Origin of the sequence: Agarivorans litoreus (assembly GCF_019649015.1) — a bacterium.
Lineage (GTDB): Bacteria > Pseudomonadota > Gammaproteobacteria > Enterobacterales > Celerinatantimonadaceae > Agarivorans > Agarivorans litoreus.
The window spans coordinates 3,616,990-3,635,942 of sequence record NZ_BLPI01000001.1 but is presented as its reverse complement, the minus strand read 5'-3'; the positions used below and the strand labels follow the sequence as shown (position 1 = coordinate 3,635,942).

The following is an 18,953-nucleotide window of genomic DNA, read 5'->3' as shown; positions in this document are numbered from 1 at the left end:
TCAAGCCTCCTTAGCTAGCTTTTGTAGGTTTAACGAACCATCTTCCGCAACATTAATTAGCACATCGCTATGCGCTTTAACCTCTTCGAAATGCGAAGCAATCAACACCGTCATATCATCACCTTGCTTACTCAGCAAAGCCAGTAAACGCTGTTGAGCATCCGCATCTAAAGACAGCATCGGTTCATCAAGTAGCAGAATAGATGGTTGCTGCGCTAACGCGCGCACCAAGGCGATAAGTTTAATCGCTCCCTTGTTAAGCATTTGGTTGCCACTGTCCCCCACACGAGTTTGGTAACCCGCTGGCAACAAAGCAATAGCAGCACTTAAACCCAACTCTTCTGCTAACACCATGGCATTGGCTTCTAGTTCAGGTCGAAACAGGGTCATGTTTTCCATCAAACTGCCAGCAAACAAGGTAGGCCAAGGTGCTAAATACACTACAGATTGTCGATACTCATTTGCGTCATGCTGGCCAAGTTCAACACCCGCAATATCAATACGGCCTTGCTGTGGCTGATGAAAGCCAGCTAGCATACTTAACACTAAACTGGCATGACTAAGAGGATTAGATTGCAGCACTGCAATACTGCCAGCCGGCACAGAAAAATCCCCCTGATGAATACGCGCCACAGAAGTTTCGGCACTGACCTGACTAAAACAAATTGGTCCTGTCGGTAACTTTTGTTGATAGCAATGCTCAGCGCTAAATCTTTCGCTTTCTAGATCGACAAGTTGTTTTACTTGCTGCATAGCAGACTTGGCGGTCAACATTCTAGAACGCAAACTAATAATGGCACTTAAAGGAGCAACTGCTCGACCCGCCAGAATAGAGCATGCTGCTAACCCCCCTGTTGTTAACTGGCCATCCAGCACCATTAAACACCCCAATAAAACCAACACCAAGGTTGTCCCTTGCGACGCACCTTGAATCAACTCTTGTAACTTGGCAGATAACCAATCAACGCGCTGTTGTTGTTGTAGGCGTTTGTAGTTTATCTCTCGGTAATAATTGGAGATGCCCTGTTCCATCGCTAACGCTTTTGTTGTAGTAAGGCCTGATAACACATTAAGTAGTAAACGAGAGCGCTCAGCTTCACTTAATGCCAACTCCTGAGTAGCCAGGGCAAGTTGCTTACCGATTAACGCGACCAATAAGCCAATTAACGCCCAAACTACGATAGGAATAAAAACCAAAGGCCCACCGATATAGGCAACCAAAGCTAAAAAAATAACAACAAATGGGAAGTCAATCAGGGCCAAGGCCGCCTGACCAGAATATAGGTCTCGCATACCAGCTATTGAACTTAAGCCATTAAATACCCCGCCCCTGCCAAGTTTCGCGATAGGTTCAAAACTGCTGGCGAGTAAAGCTTTCACCGCGTCAATAGTGGTATGCAACTCAAAGTTAGCGGCTGCCGAAGCCAATAACCAGCTACGTATATATCGCAACACTAGCTCTAGTATAATAGCCACCGCTACACCGAGCATAAGAACCGTAGCCGTGCCGTAGCCTTGGTTAGGTAATATGCGGTCGTAAATCTGCAACATAGCAAAGGGCAACGCGAGGGAAAGAAGGTTAATAAACATAGAAGAAAGCAATACATCGATTGCTGACCGGTTTCGAAACAATAGGCTTAACGCATACCTCATTTAGCTGGCTTCCTTTCTCAATAAACACTGCGATGAGTTATTGATAAGCCTAGCAAATAATCGAAGTTTTTCTTTTTTGGTGAGTTTTTATTTAAGCCTGCGAATAGGGCTCAACATATTAATTAACAAAATTGACACAAATACAAAACTAATTCACTATCAGTGAGCGTTAATCTAGCTCATAATTTCAGCATTACTGTATATGTTGTCATTTAAATCTATTTATTACTTTTTAAACAAACAGATATGAATGAATCAGCCAACTTAGCTCAAGTGCTGGCATTACCCAGCCACTCTCATCACCATAGCCATCAGTATTTTCAGGTGGTGATTGGCGTGCAAGGACAAACCGAGTTTGACATTCAAGGTCAAGCTAATTTGGTTGGGCCAGGTCAAGGTTGCTTAGTGCCCGCTTCTGCAGATCATGCTTTTACCGGGGTAGGCAGAAATCAAATCTTGGTTATTAATCTGGCCGATACACAACATGCTAGTTTGCAGACCAAAATCGAGCTGTTGTTCGAACATCAATCCTACTTCAAGCTAGCCAACCAATCGCAAGTTCTCGTCAATGCACTTTGTCAGGAAATGCTAACTAAGCCGCAAGACACCATGCTAGCCGAGGCCTGCGCCAATACCCTGTTGTGTGTACTGCAAAATCACCTAGCTCAAAGCAAACAACACCAAGCTAAGGTCACCCGCCTGCAAATGGAGCATATCGACCGCTACATTCAACAACACTTGCAGCAAAAAATTACCGTTGCGCAACTTGCGGGTTGCGTGTTTTTAGCCGAAAGCCAATTTCATTTATTGTTTCGCCAACAAACTGGATTAACCCCGCACCAATATTTGCTACGCAAACGTTTTAACGCGGCTAAACAGCTTTTAGCTACACCGCAATTAAGCATTGAGCAAATATCGCATCGCTGTGGTTTTGCTAGCCAAAGTAGCTTTACCAGTGCCTTTAGCACTTTTTATGGCATCACGCCTGCTCGCTACCGCAAACAAGCCAGCTAAAGCTAACTCGCCCCGCCTAGGCTGACTACACTATAAATAAGCAACATGAATAACCTGAGCTCGGGAAAATAAACCAGTTTGTAAGGGCTGTTTTTACTTATTTAGGTGTCGAAGCCACTTGCAATAGGCTAGAGATTGGCGCGCAGCTTCGCCTAGAACTAAGCAAAACTATCTCGCTAGAAACATGAAGCTAGATTAAGTACTGGGTAGTAGAGTTATCGTCACTCTCTCATCCCAAGTTCAGGTTAAATAGATTGTTAAACGCTTGCTTCGCTTTTTGTTCATCAACAGAGAATTTCGAAAAAAACGCGGAGTTTTTCGAAATACGCGACGCCCAAAGCGCTCTACAATCGGCCTCTAAATAACAAAGCCGTAACATCCTCTGTCCCCTCGCAGAGGATGGCAACACGAGGATCCAGCATGCACAACACTATGCAACTCGATGCTAAGGCCATGACCCAAGCTTCGTTTATTGAGCAGCCTTTAACCAAAGTTTGGCAATACATTTCGCCGCTTTACGCTGTAAACGAGTCAAGCTGGTTAAGCCAACTTATCCCACTCGCTAAACCTAGCCCAAGTGAGTTAACCCAAACTACGGTGTTGGCCACTCAACTTATCGAACGGGTTCGCGCCGACAAAAATGCCGTGCAAATGATCGACGCCTTACTGCTTGAATACAGCCTAGATACCCGCGAAGGTATTCTGCTTATGTGCTTGGCAGAAGCGCTAATGCGCATTCCCGATAGTGCCACCGCCAACGCGTTAATTCGTGACAAAATGAGTGTGGCAGATTGGAAGTCTCACCTTAGAAACTCAGACTCACTGTTTGTAAATGCTTCTACCTGGGGCTTGATGCTAACCGGTAAAGTAGTGAGTTTAGATACCCCGCAAGATGGCCAAGCCAGCAAGGTGCTCAACAAGCTAGTAAACAAATTCTCCGAGCCAGTGATACGCCAAGCCATGCATCAAGCCATGAAAATAATGGGGCATCAGTTTGTACTAGGCCGCAATATTCAAGAAGCCTTAAACAATGGCGAGCCTTTGCAACAACAAGGCTTTGCTTATTCTTTTGATATGCTGGGCGAATCGGCCCTTACCCGCCAAGATGCTCAAAAGTATTTTAACGACTATCACCAAGCTATTAGCGTTGTGGCTAAGCAACGTTCAAGTACTAGTGAAGCTCACCCTGCGGCCTCGGTATCAATCAAGCTCTCGGCCTTGCATCCTCGCTACGAAGCAGCCAACCACGAAAAGGTACTACAAGAGCTATTTGATACGGTTTTGGCATTGCTAAAACATGCCCGAGCACAGGATGTTGCCATTACCATTGATGCCGAAGAAGCCGGCCGCCTAGAAATTTCCTTAAAGCTATTTGCCAAGCTCTACCAGCACCAAGCAGTTAAAGGCTGGGGCAAATTTGGTTTAGTGGTACAGGCCTACTCGAAACGGGCATTAGCGGTAATTGCTTGGTTGGCAACACTGGCCAAGCAGCAAGGCGATATCATTCCCATGCGCTTAGTAAAAGGCGCCTATTGGGACAGCGAGTTAAAGTTGTCTCAACAACATGGCCACCGCGGCTACCCAGTATTTACGCGCAAAGAAGCCACCGACGTGAGCTATTTAGCCTGTGCGCGTTTATTGCTTAGTGAGCATATTCGTGGGCTTATTTATCCGCAGTTTGCTAGCCATAACGCACAAACTATTGCCGCGGTGTCGGCCATCGCGACTCACCAAGACTTTGAGTTTCAGCGCTTACACGGCATGGGCGAAGCGCTATATAGCCATGCCAAACAACTGCTAAATAGCGAAGTACGCATTTACGCCCCAGTGGGCAGCCATAAAGATTTGCTGCCTTATTTGGTGCGCCGCTTATTAGAAAATGGCGCTAATAGCTCGTTTGTTCATCGCTTAGTAGATGCCCGTTGTCCGGTCACTGATTTAACCGTGCATCCGGTAGATTTATTGCAATCACGCAGCTGCTTACATAACCCCAAAATAGCCCTGCCGCCACAATTGTTTGGTGAGCAAAGGCAAAACTCCCAAGGCATTGCCACCGACATAGAAAGTGAATGGCAGCCCTTTGAACAACAAGTCAGCCAGTTTTTGGGCAACCACCAATGGCAAGCCAGCTCAATTATTGAAGGGCAAGCTCAAAGTGGCGAACGCCATCTTATAACAGCGCCTTACCAGCGAACTCGGCAGGTTGGAGAAGTAAGGTGGGCCAATGCAGAACAAGCCTTGCAAGCGATTAATGTAGCAGAACAAGGCTGCCAACTATGGCAACAAACGCCAGTAAACCAGCGTGCCAACTACTTGCTGCAATTAGCCGATAAGCTTGAAAAAAACATGCCTGAGCTTGTGGCCTTGTGCCATCGCGAAGCGGGCAAAACAGTATTAGACAGCATTGACGAAATTCGCGAAGCGGTAGATTTTTTACGCTACTACCCACAGCAAGCCATTCAACACTTTAGCTCGCCGATGCAGCAACGCTCGTTTCGCGGTAAAGCGCAGCAAGTAAGTTACCAAGGGCGCGGCATATTTGTGTGTATAAGCCCGTGGAATTTCCCCTTAGCCATTTTTATCGGCCAAGTATCGGCCGCCTTGGTTGCCGGCAATTGCGTCATCGCCAAGCCTGCCGAGCAAACCAGCCTTATCGCTGCTCGCTGTATAGAATTGCTACTAGAAACAGGCATTCCTAAGCAAGTTATCCAACTCATACTGGGCAATGGCGCGTTGCTAGGTCAAACCTTATGCAGCGATAAACGTATCGCAGGTGTTGCCTTCACCGGCTCAACGCCAACTGCGCAAGCCATTAACAAACAGCTGGCTAAACGCGATGCCTTACCTGTGCCGCTGATTGCCGAAACTGGCGGCCAAAACGCCATGATCGTAGACAGCACCGCCCTGCCCGAGCAAGTAGTAAGAGATGTACTACGCTCAGCTTTTGCCTCGGCGGGCCAGCGCTGCTCGGCGCTGCGAGTATTATTTATTCAAGAGGATATTGCCGAACGCGTCTATTCGCTGATTGCTGGTGCTATGCAAGAACTGGCCATTGGTAATCCAGAAAAACTAAGTACCGATGTAGGCCCGGTGATAGACCCACAAGCTCAAACAAAACTGCTGGCTCATGTTAGCTGGTTAGAAAAGAATGCTCAGCTCATTTACCAAGTAGCGCTTCCGGAAGATTGCAGCAAAGGCAGCTTTGTTGCGCCGTGCGCTTATCAAATCGAAGACATTGCTCAATTAACACAAGAACACTTTGGCCCTATTTTGCATGTGATTAAATATCAATCAAATCAACTTGATAGGGTGATCGATCAAATAAATCAAAGTGGATTTGGTTTAACCTTGGGCGTGCATAGTCGTAATGAAAGTACCTATCGGCATATCGAGCAGCGTGCTCGAGTGGGTAATTGCTACGTAAATCGAGATCAAGTAGGTGCCGTTGTAGGGGTACAACCTTTTGGTGGTCAGGGTCTTTCAGGCACTGGTCCTAAAGCGGGTGGCCCGCACTATTTGTACCGTTTTGCTAAGGCGAACATAAGCACCACCCTTGCCCAGCAGGAGCACTAATATGACCACGACTAACAAAGTATTAAAACAAAGTCTTGCAATGCAAGATGCTTGGCAGCAACACACGGTGGCTCAACGTAGCGAGTTACTGCTCGCTTGGGCGCAACTGCTTGGCCAACGAGACCAAAGCTACCACGAATGTGCAGCAATGATCCGTTTTCAATGCCAACAAGCCCTAGCGCTTATTGCTAACGAGCATGAGCTACAAGGGCCTACGGGCGAAAGCAACCAGCTATATACCGCTGGCCGTGGCTGTTTTTTGTTGGTGGCCGATGAAACTGCCAGCAACGAAGCCCTAGTAGGTTTAATGGCCGCAGCGTTGGTGGCTGGTAATACCGTTATTTGTTGTGCTGCAAATAGCCCTATAGACGAAGTACTGAGCGACCTACTGCGTGCCGGCTGCCCAGATAGAGTGGCACAGCCCTTGGCTTATACCTTGGGACCGCAACTTGCACAAAACAGCCTGGTTGCGGGCATTGCATTAGCAGGCACTAAGCAAAATTGCATCCACTACAACCAGTTGGCAGCAGAACGAGATGGCCAACTTGCGCAGTTCATATATGAAACCGATATGTGTAACCTTAGCCAACTCAGTGAACCAACACTTTGTTTGCGCTTTATAACCGAGCGCACACGAACCATAAACATTACCGCCGTTGGTGGTAACGCCAGCTTGCTTGAGCTAGGCAGCGGCGAATAAACCTAAGGGCCTGGTTAGCCATTAGCAGCGACAACCCAAATAAACCAACATGCTGAACTCAGCAATAAAAGGAAAAAGGAATGATTGAAAATAGCTTTGCTATCAGTGCTACATTTATAGCCTATCTAATCGTTATGCTATCAATTGGCATTTACGCCTATAAACGCACCGCCAACTCAGAAGATTACTTCTTAGGTGGTCGCTCACTAGGCCCATGGCCCGCAGCCTTATCGGCTGGTGCATCAGATATGAGTGGTTGGTTACTGCTTGGTTTACCTGGCTACGCATACGCAGCCGGTATCGAGGCCATTTGGTTGGCCGGCGGCTTACTCGTTGGCACCTGGTTAAACTGGCTTATTTGCGCCAAACGCCTACGCACCTACTCCATCGTGATGGATAACGCCTTAACCATTCCTGAGTTTTTTGCGCGCCGTTTTGAAGATAAATCTAAATTACTGCAATCAATCTCTGCCTTCTTTATCTTGCTGTTTTTCTTGTTCTATACCAGCTCTGGCTTAGTGGCTGGCGGCAAACTGTTTGAAACAGTGTTTGGTTTAGACTACACCACCGCAGTTATTGTCGGCACCATTTGTGTGGTGTCTTACACCTTATTTGGTGGCTTTTTAGCAGTATCTTGGACCGATTTAGTGCAAGGTTTATTAATGGCCGCCGCCTTAATGATCGTGCCAATTGCCGCAATGGAAGGCTCTTTTGGAGACTTAAGCCAAGCCCTCACCCTTAAAAACCCAGAGCTACTAAACCTATGGACCGACGTTAAAGGCGAGCCTTTATCGGCCATTGCCATTATCTCGCTAGTGGCTTGGGGTTTAGGTTACTTTGGTCAGCCACATATTTTGGCGCGTTTTCAGGCCACTCGAAGCAACAAAGACATCGGCACCGCCCGTCGCATCGCAGTAAGCTGGACAGCTCTTTCTATGGCTGGCGCGCTGCTTATTGGTGTAGTAGGTATTTTGTATGTAGATTCTCACCTAGGTGGCGATATTAAAGATGGCGAAACCATCTTTATGCTGTTGGTAAATGCTATTTTCCACCCAGTAATTGCCGGCATACTATTAGCAGCTATTTTGGCTGCGATTATGAGTACCGCCGACTCACAATTATTAGTATCGTCGTCTGCCTTAGCCGAAGACTTCTACAAACAAGTCTTTCGCCCGCAAGCCAGCCAACAAGAGATTGTTAAGGTTGGCCGTATCGCCGTAGTCGCATTGTCGATAGTAGCTTTAATTCTGGCTATGAACCCAGAAAGCTCGGTACTAGGTTTGGTGTCTTACGCATGGGCAGGATTTGGCGCAGCCTTTGGCCCTGCACTACTACTTAGCTTGTTCTGGAAAGACATGAACCGCAACGGCGCTCTAGCCGGCGTAGTGTTAGGTGGCGTAACCGTAGTAGTTTGGAAACAACTAGGTGGCGGCTTGTTCGACATTTATGAAATTGTTCCCGGCTTCCTGTTCGCCAGCATTGCCATTATTGCAGTGAGCAAAGCCACAGGTGGCGCAACACCAGCAATTCATAGCATTCACGCTAAATACGAAAAACAGCTGGTAGAATTAGACTAAGCCGTTAACCGCAAGGCAGTTAAATACAGCTAAACAAAAAGCCGTTTACCCAAGGGTAAACGGCTTTTTTACAGCAATGCGATTTGGCTGTTAATACCAATTACAACTCCTGCTACATACCGTAGTTCGCATCAACTAACTCACCCACTACAACCTTAGAAGTACCCTCTTGGGCACCTAACCATTGCTCAACAGCCTGTCGGTCTTCTTCAGTAGCCGAGCCATAGCGTTGCTGCGAAGCCACAAATGCTGCGAATTCCTTAGCAGAACCACCACCGCCAATAATAAGCCCGCGCGCTTCAACCACTTCGACAAATTCATCTAAAAACACATCAAAACCAGCTTCTGTTTCATCTAACTCGCAAGCGCATTCAAATCCAAATACTGCGAACTCTTCAAGATATAGCTTCTTGCGCAATCTGCGACTTGTTGTTTTATTCATGATGTTCCTTAGGTGTAATGCCTAACATAAGTTGCGCCCTATTTAACCAACTAAACGCACCGAACTCCACACCAAAAATGCACAGTAAAAAGTGTCAACTTGATGTTTTTGTTATATGTATTCAAACAACCTATCTGGTGCATAATAGAAAAGGCCAGCTACTGGAGCTGGCCTAAAAACTTTCAACTTACCTTAAGATGGAATAAACCTATCTTACGACGGGTCAACTAAGCCTATTGGCAAGTATAACCTGATACAACGTTACCGTTTTTGTCGTAGTACTGCGGCGCATTGCCGGTACCGTTAAACGAGCTTTGGTTGTAACGAATATTGTTGTTAGTACCACGTGCAGTGCTGGTACTTAAACCACAAGGCACATTGTAAAAAGACGCCGTTACTTGGTAAGGGTTACGCGTGGTAAACTGCGAGGCATTGTTGTCTTCAACCACTAAGTTAGAGAAGCCAAAGGCTAAAATGGTGTTCTCACCCGTTCCTTTAAAGATGTTTCTAACCAAAGTAATGTTGCTGCTAGCTTGAGCATGATTTAGCGGCGCGTGGTGATCTTGAAAGGCCAATACGTTAATACCCGTAGCAAAGTTGCCTGAAGCCCCCACGGTAATAGTATTGCTATCTACCACAATATCGCGGCTATTATGTTCAACATTGATGCCTGCTGTGAAGTTGTTCTCGATATCGTCAGACGAGTTAATATCATCTTCCGTTGTACTCACTGTGTTACCCGCCACAGTAACATTAGCCACAGTAGCTAAAGCAATGCCAAACTCGTTGGCCCCCTCTACAGTGTTTGAGTTAATTTGCGAACCATTGGCAAACACCACCGGTTTATCACTAAACTGAGCGCGGGCTGCTGCATCATAAAACGGAATATTGGTAAAGCTTGGCGGTACGTAAACCCCGTCGTTACCCGCATCTACAGAGATCCCTAAACGCACTCGATTACCACGAATCCGGTTATTTGAAATGTTTAGTGTTCCGCCGTTAAGCACTACGTTGTTGGCACTTACATTCCACACGTTGTATACCCGGCCAACATCTCGTAGCAGTTCTACACTGCGATTCACTTTAATAAAGTCATTGTTGGTAATCGACAAATTACGTGGAATTAAACCCGAAGACGCCACACCAACAGCGGTGTTTTCAAAGGTATTGTTTTCGATGGTGATGTTAGCAATTTGCTGGTAAGCGTCTTCGTAAGGAATGTTAATTAAGCGCGCATTAGAGTGGTCGTTACCTGCTTCACTGGCCACTTGGGTATTAGTATTTTGGCCCTTCTCGTCAATAAGCAGCAAATTACGAATAGTCACATTCGAGCTTTGAATATTAAACAAAGGTTGAAAACCGTCGTCAGAAGTACGAATGATACGGCTTACGCGAAACCCAGCTGCACCTTGAATAGTTACCGGAGTTTGAATATCAATTTGCTGGTCGGTAAATATGCTGCCTTGAATGGTAATAACATCTACGCCGTTGCCGTTGTTGGCTGCATCTTGCAAACGAGCACTTAGCTGGCTGGCATTGCTGGCCGTATAGTTAGCGGCATTTGCACCGCTAGCCAAAGCAACGGTTGCTAGAACCGCAATGGCCGAAGGCTTTAACAAAGCCACTAATGATGATGAAACCTTCCTTGAAGCTTGGTGGCGCTTTAACATGAACTGCATCTCCTTGAGTTAAATTCAAGGCAAAGCTAACACCACACATCAACAAATAAAACACAATTGGATTACCAATTTTATCTTTTGTTAACCTGTCTGCATAAATTTTTATTTGTCTATTGCATTAAAAAACCTGAGACAAGGATCACTATAAAAATCTAAAAACAATGCCAAGAAAAGCCTTTCTTTGGCAATTAAAACTGCATTAAGCCAGCTTTAAAACAATAACACTTTACATTTTTAAGAGGTAATACCAGAGGAGTAACCTTAGCGGTCGACAAAATATTCAAACATATCGATTTAACAAAAGCCGAATATTTAACAATTAAACAAGAAATTGGTTAACCGTGAGGATATTTCTAGCGCTGGCAACTTTTATGACGATACATTAACTGATCAGCTTGCTCTAACGCACTGTCGATAGAGCCATAACGCTTAAAATCTACTTCGAGTAGCCCAAAGCTAAAGTACAAGAAGTTAGCCAAGCAAATTGGTTTACTAACTCACCCGCCTCTGAACTTCATAGCTATAGCGTTACTCTCTCCCAAGCGTTCGCCTTTGCGGAAAAGCTCATCTTTTAATTGAAACTTTTAACGAGTCCCTTTCCAACAATACCAATCTAAACATATACGGCAAATGAGTGTATTGATAAGCCACCACAGATAGCAAGGTGATATAAGTAGCGACTACTATGATGCTATTTACTGCCTTGTTTGCCAAATCGAGCTTGCTATCTCCTGAAGTTAACCTTTCGAGGGATCATTTCGACTCCTGGATTGTAACGCTTTGCAGTAGCATTTAAGGCTAGCTCTAAGGCACTGTCACAAATTTGCTCAAATTGTTGGGGCAAGGAATTAACTTTAATCGGCAAGAAATCAAGTAAGCGATTATCACCAAATGTCGCCAGTTTAATCTTGCTCATCAGCTCTGGCTTATCAATCAGTACGTCCAATAAGCCTTCCAACAGTGTATACGACGTTGTCACGACAGCATCTGGAACGGTATTAGCATCTATCCATTCCAAGAACAGCCGCTTACCTTCGCTACTATTAAAGTGTTCTCCGTAGCTAATCTTGGATAGTAAGCCCGAGCTTTTTATAGCTGCATCAAAACCGAGTTGGCGTTCTTTAGATATATTCAATTCGGGCAGCGCTCCAATCAAACCTACAGTGTTGCAGTTTGAATCAATAACCGAGTTGGTTAGCTCTAAGGCTGCACTATAATCTTCGCTCACAACACAACAAAAATACTCATCATCCAACGATCGATCTATAGCTATAACTGGGGTACCGCTTTGCTGAACTTGCAAATAGTACTCACTGGCATGAGGAATAGCGCTCGCTACAAACAGTGCATCAATACGTCGAGATAACAAAGCATCAGCTACCAACATTTCAGTTTCAGGATCATCATCTGAACACCCAATCAGTATTTGAAAGCCGGCTTTTCTTGAGTTTTGTTCAAGCAGTTTTGCTATACGCGCATAACTGGTGTTTTCCAAATCAGGGATAATCAACCCAAATGAACGACTATGGCCTGCGCGTAATGAAGATGCTGCATGATCTGGGCGATAGTTATGTTGTTCAACAACCGCCATTACCTTCTTTTGAGTCTTTTCAGAAATGCGATATTTCTTAGCCTTACCGTTTATTACATAACTAGCTGTGGTCTTTGATACGCCGGCTAACTTGGCTATTTGGTCTAACGTCATGAGACGATCCTTTTTGTGCGATGGATCATATAAATTAATTCCGGCCTATTCGATAAGTTGAATTATATGCTGAATCGGTTCAGTATCAAAGCTGAAAGGATTCAGCAAGGTCACATATTTGAATACTGACCTATATTAGATAAGTGACTGAGCTATAGCTAAGACAACACTACAGCAAAACCAATAGGTGAAATGCTTTGCTGAATTTTTTTGTAATTTTGCTGAATCGATTCAGTTAAGCCTAAAGCAAACACTGTTCGATTCGATAACGAGAACCAATGTGGGTAAGCAATCATGCTTCAACTAAACAACGACAATATCAAACTTAATCAATCATCAAACGACAAACACTCTGCCATTAAAGTGATCGCCGCAGACCTAAGCGACAAGGGGTTGGTCCAAGAGGGATATCTGGACGGAATGCTTTGTCGTGAAGAGCAAAGTTCTACGTTTTTAGGTAACGGTATCGCTATTCCCCATGGCACAACAGACACTCGTGACCGAGTAAATAAAACCGGTGTAAGTGTGCTTCACTTCCCCGATGGCGTTAACTGGGGAGACGGCAATATTGCTTATGTGGTTATTGGTATCGCTGCTAAATCTGACGAGCACCTTGGCATACTAAAACAGCTAACCAAAGTGCTTTCAGCCGATGGTGCAGAGCAAAAGCTTAAACACGCTAAATCAGCGGAAGAAATCATTGCAATTTTAAGCGGTGAAATGCAACTAGACACCGACATTAATACCTCACTCATCCAACTGAACTTTCCAACCAATGACATGGTTCAAATGGCCGCAGTAGCAGCAGGGTTGTTGAAAAACACCGGCAATGTAGATACCGAGTTTGTTGCTGAGTTGGTAAGCAAGTCTGCTACTCACTTAGGTAAAGGGCTATGGTTAATAAGCAGCGACAAAGCCGTTACTCGCACTACTATGGCGCTAGTGTCTGCTGCATCCCCATTCGAGCAAGAAGGCAACCCAGTGCACGCCCTTATTGCTATTGCTGCTTGTAATAATGCTCACCAAGCCATCTTAGATAAAATTACTGAGTTGGTATTTAAACAAGAACAAGAAAAGCTTTTTACTTTAACCGAGGCGCAAGTGCTTAGCTTTTTTACTGGCGAGGAAATAGCAGATACTGCTTCGAGCGACAGTAACGTAGCGGTATTTAAAATTAGAAATGCTCATGGCCTACATGCTCGACCAGGCGCCATGTTAGTTGCTGAGGCGAAAAAGTTTGAAGCAGTAATTAAAGTGGCCAACCTAAGTAGCGACGGTAAGGTGGTCAACGCGAAAAGCTTAATGAAAGTTATTGGGCTTGGCGTAAAACATGGCCACGAACTTCAATTTACTGCTGAAGGCGCCGACGCAACGGAAGCTCTAGCAGCTATTGGCAAAGCCATTGCGTCTGGCCTTGGTGAGCATTAAGGAGTAACTAGAACAATGCAAACAACCAAAGTAGTTACCATCACCTTAAACCCAGCACTCGATTTAACTGGTAGTTTAGACAAGCTTCACACCGGTGCTGTAAGTTTAGTAAATAGCGGCTCATTACACGCGGCAGGTAAAGGTGTTAACGTTGCTAAAGTGTTGAGTGACTTAGGTGCAGAGGTCACTGTCACAGGTTTTTTAGGCAGTGACAACCAAGAACTATTCGGCCAACTCTTCAACACCATGGGTGCTCAAGATAAGTTTATTCGCGTAGCAGGTTCAACCCGTATCAACGTAAAGCTAGTTGAACAAAGCGGCAATGTTAGCGACATTAACTTTCCCGGAGTATACGTTGGCAGTGACGCCATTCAACAATTCGAAACAGTACTCGGTGAATTGATGCAGTCACATGACTACTTCGTTTTCGCCGGAAGCCTGCCCCAAGGTATTAGCGCTGAACAATGTGCTAAGTGGGTAAGCTGGCTCCAACAAAATGGTAAACGCGTGTTGTTCGACAGTAGTCGGGACGCCTTGGCTAAAGGGCTGGACTCTAAGCCTTGGCTAATTAAACCAAATGATGAAGAACTCGCTCAATTTGTTGGTCGCCATTTAGATAATCAAGAGCAATGCTTAGAAGCTGCAGAATCACTAACAAGCAAAGGCATAGCAAACATTGTTGTTTCAATGGGCGCAGAAGGCGTTTTATGGCTTGAAAACAACCAATGGTTACAAGCTAAACCTCCAAGAATGAATGTTGTGAGCACTGTGGGTGCTGGCGATACTCTGGTTGCAGGCCTATGTTGGGGCCACATGCAATCATTAGCCAAGGAAGAGTTACTCTCTTTTGCTACCGCGCTATCAGCACTGGCAGTTGGCCAAGTTGGTGTTGGCGTACCAAATATCGAAGAAGTTAAATCCCTACAACAAAAAATCCAATTACAAGAGCTGAGTCGCTAAAGTCGAATACTTTAGGTGGCATACATGGACATAAAGGTCGAACCTATGAAAATTTCAATGATTACAGCCTGCCCTAGTGGGGTAGCAAATAGCATCATCGCAGCCGGATTGCTGGAGCAAGCGGCTAAAGCACTTGGACATACCGCTAACATTGAGTGTCACTCGAGTGTAGTTGAAACACAAACACTTACAGATGCGCAAATAGCAGAGTCAGAAGTGATCGTTATTGTGACAAATACCCCAGTTGATACGCAGCGTTTCGTTGGCAAAATGGTGTATCAAGCCCAGATATCTCAATGCACCAGTGACCCTAAAGCATTTTTGAGTCAAGCAATTGAAGAAGCCAAAACGCTTGAGCAAGGTCATTCCGTATCCCCGCTTGCTGCTGATAAATCAAGTACTACTAAAAAAATTGTTGCGATTACGGCGTGTCCAACAGGCGTAGCACATACCTTTATGGCAGCAGAGGCACTAGAGGAACACGGCAAACGTTTAGGTCACAGCATTAAAGTGGAAACTCGTGGCTCGGTAGGCGCAAAAAACCAACTTACAGAACAAGACATCGCAGACGCAGATTTGGTAATTATTGCAGCAGATATCGAGGTTCCTCTAGACCGTTTCAATGGTAAGCAACTTTACAAAACCAGCACTGGTTTAGCACTTAAGAAAACAGAACAAGAGCTAGATAAAGCATTTACATCTGCCACTACCTACTCGCATGTTGGTGGTAACAAGCAAGCAGGCGCAGCCGAGGAGAAAAAGGGAGCGTATAAACACTTAATGACAGGAGTGTCTCACATGCTCCCTGTTGTGGTTGCGGGAGGTTTAATTATTGCGCTTTCCTTTATATTTGGTATCGAAGCATTTAAAGAAGAAGGCACACTTGCGGCTGCGCTAATGACCATTGGTGGCGGAAGTGCATTCGCGTTGATGATCCCGGTGTTAGCGGGCTTTATTGCTTTTTCAATTGCTGACCGCCCTGGGTTAGCTCCGGGTTTAATTGGTGGTATGTTGGCAAGTTCAACAGGTGCTGGATTCCTTGGCGGTATTGCTGCGGGTTTCATTGCCGGCTATTCAGCAAAATTGATTGCTGATAAGGTTTCTTTGCCTCAATCGATGGAAGCACTTAAGCCTATTTTAATCATCCCCTTCTTGGCGAGTTTGTTTACGGGCCTAGTAATGGTCTACATCGTTGGAGGGCCAGTAGCTGCTGTCATGGCGGCAATGACAGACTTCCTTAACAACATGGGCAGTGCAAACGCAGTACTACTAGGCGTAATTCTCGGAGCCATGATGTGTTTCGACCTTGGGGGGCCTGTGAACAAAGCCGCATACACATTTGGGGTAGGCTTATTAGCTTCGCAAACCTACGCACCCATGGCAGCAATTATGGCCGCTGGGATGGTACCCGCCCTTGGTATGGGCTTGGCAACTTTCCTTGCTAAAGACAAATTTGAAGCCGGTGAGCGAGAAGCGGGTAAGGCATCATTTGTGCTAGGTATGTGTTTTATCTCTGAAGGCGCAATTCCTTTTGCAGCAAAAGATCCAATGCGAGTGATACCTTCTTGCATGATTGGCGGTGCATTAACAGGTGCGCTATCAATGCTGATAGGAGCAAAACTAATGGCACCACACGGTGGGCTGTTCGTGCTGCTAATTCCTGGGGCTATTTCACCAGTGCTAATGTATCTGGTTGCTATTACTGCAGGTACAGTATTAACTGGCTTTAGTTATGCTTTTATAAAACGTCGTCAAGAGAGTATTGAAGCTACCGCTTAATAGCCATCAAGCCATCAAGCCAGGTGAGTAAAAATTCACCTGGCTATAAACTACTAACTCAAGACATAGTACGTTTGAAGCAGTTTCCCCTATCGGAGTAAAATAGTACTTTCGATAACGCGCCCGATATCTGCACACATCAACAACTTTTCGGTAATTAGCTAAATATAAGTACCGAAGAGTTTGCTCTAAATTTTGTTCAGTTAACCTGAACTCGGGATAAGGAAGTGACGATAACTTTGCAACCAAGTACTTAATCTAGTGTCATGTTTCTGGCGAGATAGTTTTGCTTAGTTCAAGGCGAAGCTGCGCGTCAATAGCTAGCCTATTGCAAGCAGCTTCAACACCGAAATAAGTAAAAATAGCCGCTAGAAGCCGGTTTATTATCCCGAGCTCAGGTTAAGTTACATATTGTAAGGTTTAAGCAGGTACTAGATTACTTTTATACCGCGGTATTAAGTGGTATTGCGATTAAAGGCAGTTTAATCGTCGCCAACGAAAATGGGCTAAAGCATAAGCTAGCGCTGGCAACTTTTATGACGATACATTAACTGATCAGCTTGCTCTAACGCGCTGTCGATAGAAGGATATTGAGTAAAGTCTACTTCCAACAAACCGTAACTAAAACATAGAGGGTAAGCGAGCTTATACTGCTTGGCAGCTGCACTAAGATCGCTGGCGAATCGTTGTAGTATTTCGGTTGCATCCGCTTCGTTGGTATCGGTAAACATCACTACAAACTCGTCTCCGCCCATGCGGCCAAACAGATCAGACTCTCGAAATGAAACACGCATTTGCTCGGCAAATAAACGCAAGGCATTGTCACCTTCAGCATGACCATATTGATCATTAATGGGTTTAAACTGGTCTAAATCCATATAGGCAATAGTAAGTGGGATAACTTGCCTGCGGCACATGGCGAACGAGTAATGTGCCAGCTTCATAAAGCCACGACGATTAGAAATACTGGTTAATTCATCGGTAATCGCCATTTGCAGTGCAGCCAGTTCTTGCTCCACCATTACCGCTAAATCATCCAGTGCAATTAGGTCATCTTTAGTTAGGCTTTTTGGCTTAGTATCGATAATGCATAAGGTGCCTATCTTCTCTCCATCTGGAGTAGTAAGTGGGTGGCCGGCATAAAAGCGAATGTGCGGGTAGCCAGTTACCAGTGGGTTATCTGCAAAGCGCGGATCTGCCAAAGCATCTTCAATTTGAAAGGTATCGTCACCCAAAATAGCGTGACCACAAAAAGAGATGTCACGAGGCGTTTCACTGGCATCAACACCAAAACATGATTTAAACCATTGACGATTTTCATCAACCAAACTCACTAAAGCAATTGGCACATCAAATAGCCGTTTGGCCATTCGTGTAATCCGATCAAAGCGCTCTTCTGGCATGGTATCCAAAATATCGAGATCTTTTAATGCTTTAAGGCGACTCACTTCGCCAATAGGTGTACTTGGTGCTTGCATAGGTAACTTCTAGAAGAGCAAAAAGTAAACTATAAGCTGATAAATCAAAGCCCTAGAAACTTTGTTGCTGTTAGCAATTGTTCAAATTTAGTATCTATGGCAACGCTGTAAATGGCAAGTTGAGAAGTAACAAATTTATTTTTATTCAATCACAAAAGCGTTGGTATCGACCTATATTAAGCCAGTTAACCTTCAATCAATACCAACTCGTTATTATTGTGATGACAGTGAGTTCATCTAAGATTTAGTAGCGCATTACGCCTACCAAGGCACCTCGATGCCCATTTCTTTAATTAATCGATCGACTTCTTTCCAAGCCGCTTTTTTCTGCGTCATGTCTAGCTCTTCGCCGATTAAGAAGTCGCGATCGCCAGGTGCATTACCATGGCCTAACAGCGCAGCAATCGACATCCACACATAGGCTTGCTCTGGATCTTCATCCATATTTTCGCCTTCGAAGTAATACAAACCTAATAGGTAAGCAGCTTCTTTGTGTTTGTTTAATGCAGCTTGGTTATACCAAAATTCGGCTTTGCCAAAATCTTGCTCCGCGCCTATGCCATTCCAAAAGTTTTCTGCTAACAGAAACTGCGCTTCTGCATCTTGCAGCTTGGCGGCAACCATTAGCCACTCAACCGCCAGCTCAGGCTTACTGCCTTGGCTAGTTAAGCCCTCTTGGTATAACACCGCAGCTTGCGTCATGGCAGCTACATTGCCTGCTTTGGCAGCTTTTAAATATTCTGCCAAGGCTGCATCGTAGTTTTGCTCTACGCCATCACCGTGGTGTAGTTGCTGAGCACGAGTAAACTCTTGCTCGCCACACACGCCGCTACATACAACTGCGGCTGGTGTTTCACTAGTACTAGTTTGATTGTTGCTGCTACAGCCAACGATAAACGCGGCGGCAATACAACTTGCTAAACAATAAACTGATTTTTTCATTATTATTCCTTTGTTGACCACTG

13 protein-coding genes are annotated in these 18,953 nt (G+C 45.1%); 7 read left to right on the top strand and 6 right to left on the bottom strand.

Annotation, left to right across the window (positions count from 1 at the left end; translation table 11 throughout):
- Complete coding sequence (locus K5L93_RS16780) at positions 1-1,653, bottom strand: ABC transporter transmembrane domain-containing protein (RefSeq protein ID WP_220720854.1); 1,653 nt, start codon at positions 1,651-1,653, stop codon at positions 1-3.
- Positions 1,654-1,899: 246 nt separating this feature from the next.
- Between K5L93_RS16780 and K5L93_RS16775 the strand changes: the two genes are divergently transcribed.
- From K5L93_RS16775 to putP, 4 genes are all read left to right on the top strand, one after another.
- The gene (locus K5L93_RS16775) at positions 1,900-2,667 is read left to right on the top strand and encodes a helix-turn-helix domain-containing protein (RefSeq protein ID WP_220720853.1); all 768 of its coding nucleotides are present in this window, start codon (positions 1,900-1,902) and stop codon (positions 2,665-2,667) included.
- Between the two features lie 420 nt (positions 2,668-3,087).
- Positions 3,088-6,240: a bifunctional proline dehydrogenase/L-glutamate gamma-semialdehyde dehydrogenase PutA gene (gene putA / locus K5L93_RS16770; protein ID WP_220720852.1), complete on the top strand. Its 3,153-nt coding sequence runs from the start codon at positions 3,088-3,090 to the stop codon at positions 6,238-6,240.
- A 1-nt stretch (position 6,241) separates the two neighbouring features.
- The gene (locus tag K5L93_RS16765) at positions 6,242-6,940 is read left to right on the top strand and encodes a hypothetical protein (RefSeq protein WP_220720851.1); all 699 of its coding nucleotides are present in this window, start codon (positions 6,242-6,244) and stop codon (positions 6,938-6,940) included.
- 80 nt (positions 6,941-7,020) lie between these two features.
- Entirely contained in the window at positions 7,021-8,517 is a 1,497-nt protein-coding gene (gene putP / locus K5L93_RS16760) for a sodium/proline symporter PutP (protein WP_220720850.1), read from the top strand.
- A gap of 112 nt (positions 8,518-8,629) precedes the next feature.
- Here the strand turns inward: putP and K5L93_RS16755 are convergent, their stop codons facing one another.
- The 3 genes from K5L93_RS16755 to cra all read right to left on the bottom strand — a co-directional run bounded on the left by K5L93_RS16755 (position 8,630) and on the right by cra (position 12,343).
- Positions 8,630-8,959: a YggL 50S ribosome-binding family protein gene (locus tag K5L93_RS16755; RefSeq protein ID WP_220720849.1), complete on the bottom strand. Its 330-nt coding sequence runs from the start codon at positions 8,957-8,959 to the stop codon at positions 8,630-8,632.
- Positions 8,960-9,192: 233 nt separating this feature from the next.
- A complete protein-coding gene (locus tag K5L93_RS16750) occupies positions 9,193-10,629 on the bottom strand; it encodes a right-handed parallel beta-helix repeat-containing protein (RefSeq protein ID WP_220720848.1) in 1,437 nt (478 codons plus the stop codon).
- A 733-nt stretch (positions 10,630-11,362) separates the two neighbouring features.
- Positions 11,363-12,343 (bottom strand): catabolite repressor/activator, encoded by a 981-nt coding sequence (gene cra / locus K5L93_RS16745; RefSeq protein WP_220720847.1) that lies wholly within the window; start codon positions 12,341-12,343, stop codon positions 11,363-11,365.
- 294 nt (positions 12,344-12,637) lie between these two features.
- Between cra and fruB the strand changes: the two genes are divergently transcribed.
- From fruB to fruA, 3 genes are read left to right on the top strand one after another with little or no spacing between them, the layout of a single operon-like run.
- Entirely contained in the window at positions 12,638-13,771 is a 1,134-nt protein-coding gene (fruB, locus tag K5L93_RS16740) for a fused PTS fructose transporter subunit IIA/HPr protein (RefSeq protein WP_220720846.1), read from the top strand.
- A 15-nt stretch (positions 13,772-13,786) separates the two neighbouring features.
- Positions 13,787-14,731 (top strand): 1-phosphofructokinase, encoded by a 945-nt coding sequence (gene pfkB / locus K5L93_RS16735; protein ID WP_220720845.1) that lies wholly within the window; start codon positions 13,787-13,789, stop codon positions 14,729-14,731.
- 45 nt (positions 14,732-14,776) lie between these two features.
- Positions 14,777-16,510: a PTS fructose transporter subunit IIBC gene (gene fruA / locus K5L93_RS16730; RefSeq protein ID WP_220720844.1), complete on the top strand. Its 1,734-nt coding sequence runs from the start codon at positions 14,777-14,779 to the stop codon at positions 16,508-16,510.
- Between the two features lie 518 nt (positions 16,511-17,028).
- On the opposite strand, the gene K5L93_RS16725 is transcribed toward fruA, so the two are convergent.
- On the bottom strand, positions 17,029-17,988 hold the full coding sequence (locus K5L93_RS16725; RefSeq protein WP_220720843.1) for a GGDEF domain-containing protein: 960 nt from the start codon (positions 17,986-17,988) through the stop codon (positions 17,029-17,031).
- Between the two features lie 261 nt (positions 17,989-18,249).
- Positions 18,250-18,930, bottom strand: a complete 681-nt coding sequence (locus K5L93_RS16720; protein ID WP_220720842.1) for a tetratricopeptide repeat protein — start codon at positions 18,928-18,930, stop codon at positions 18,250-18,252.
- Between the last annotated feature and the right edge of the window lie 23 nt (positions 18,931-18,953).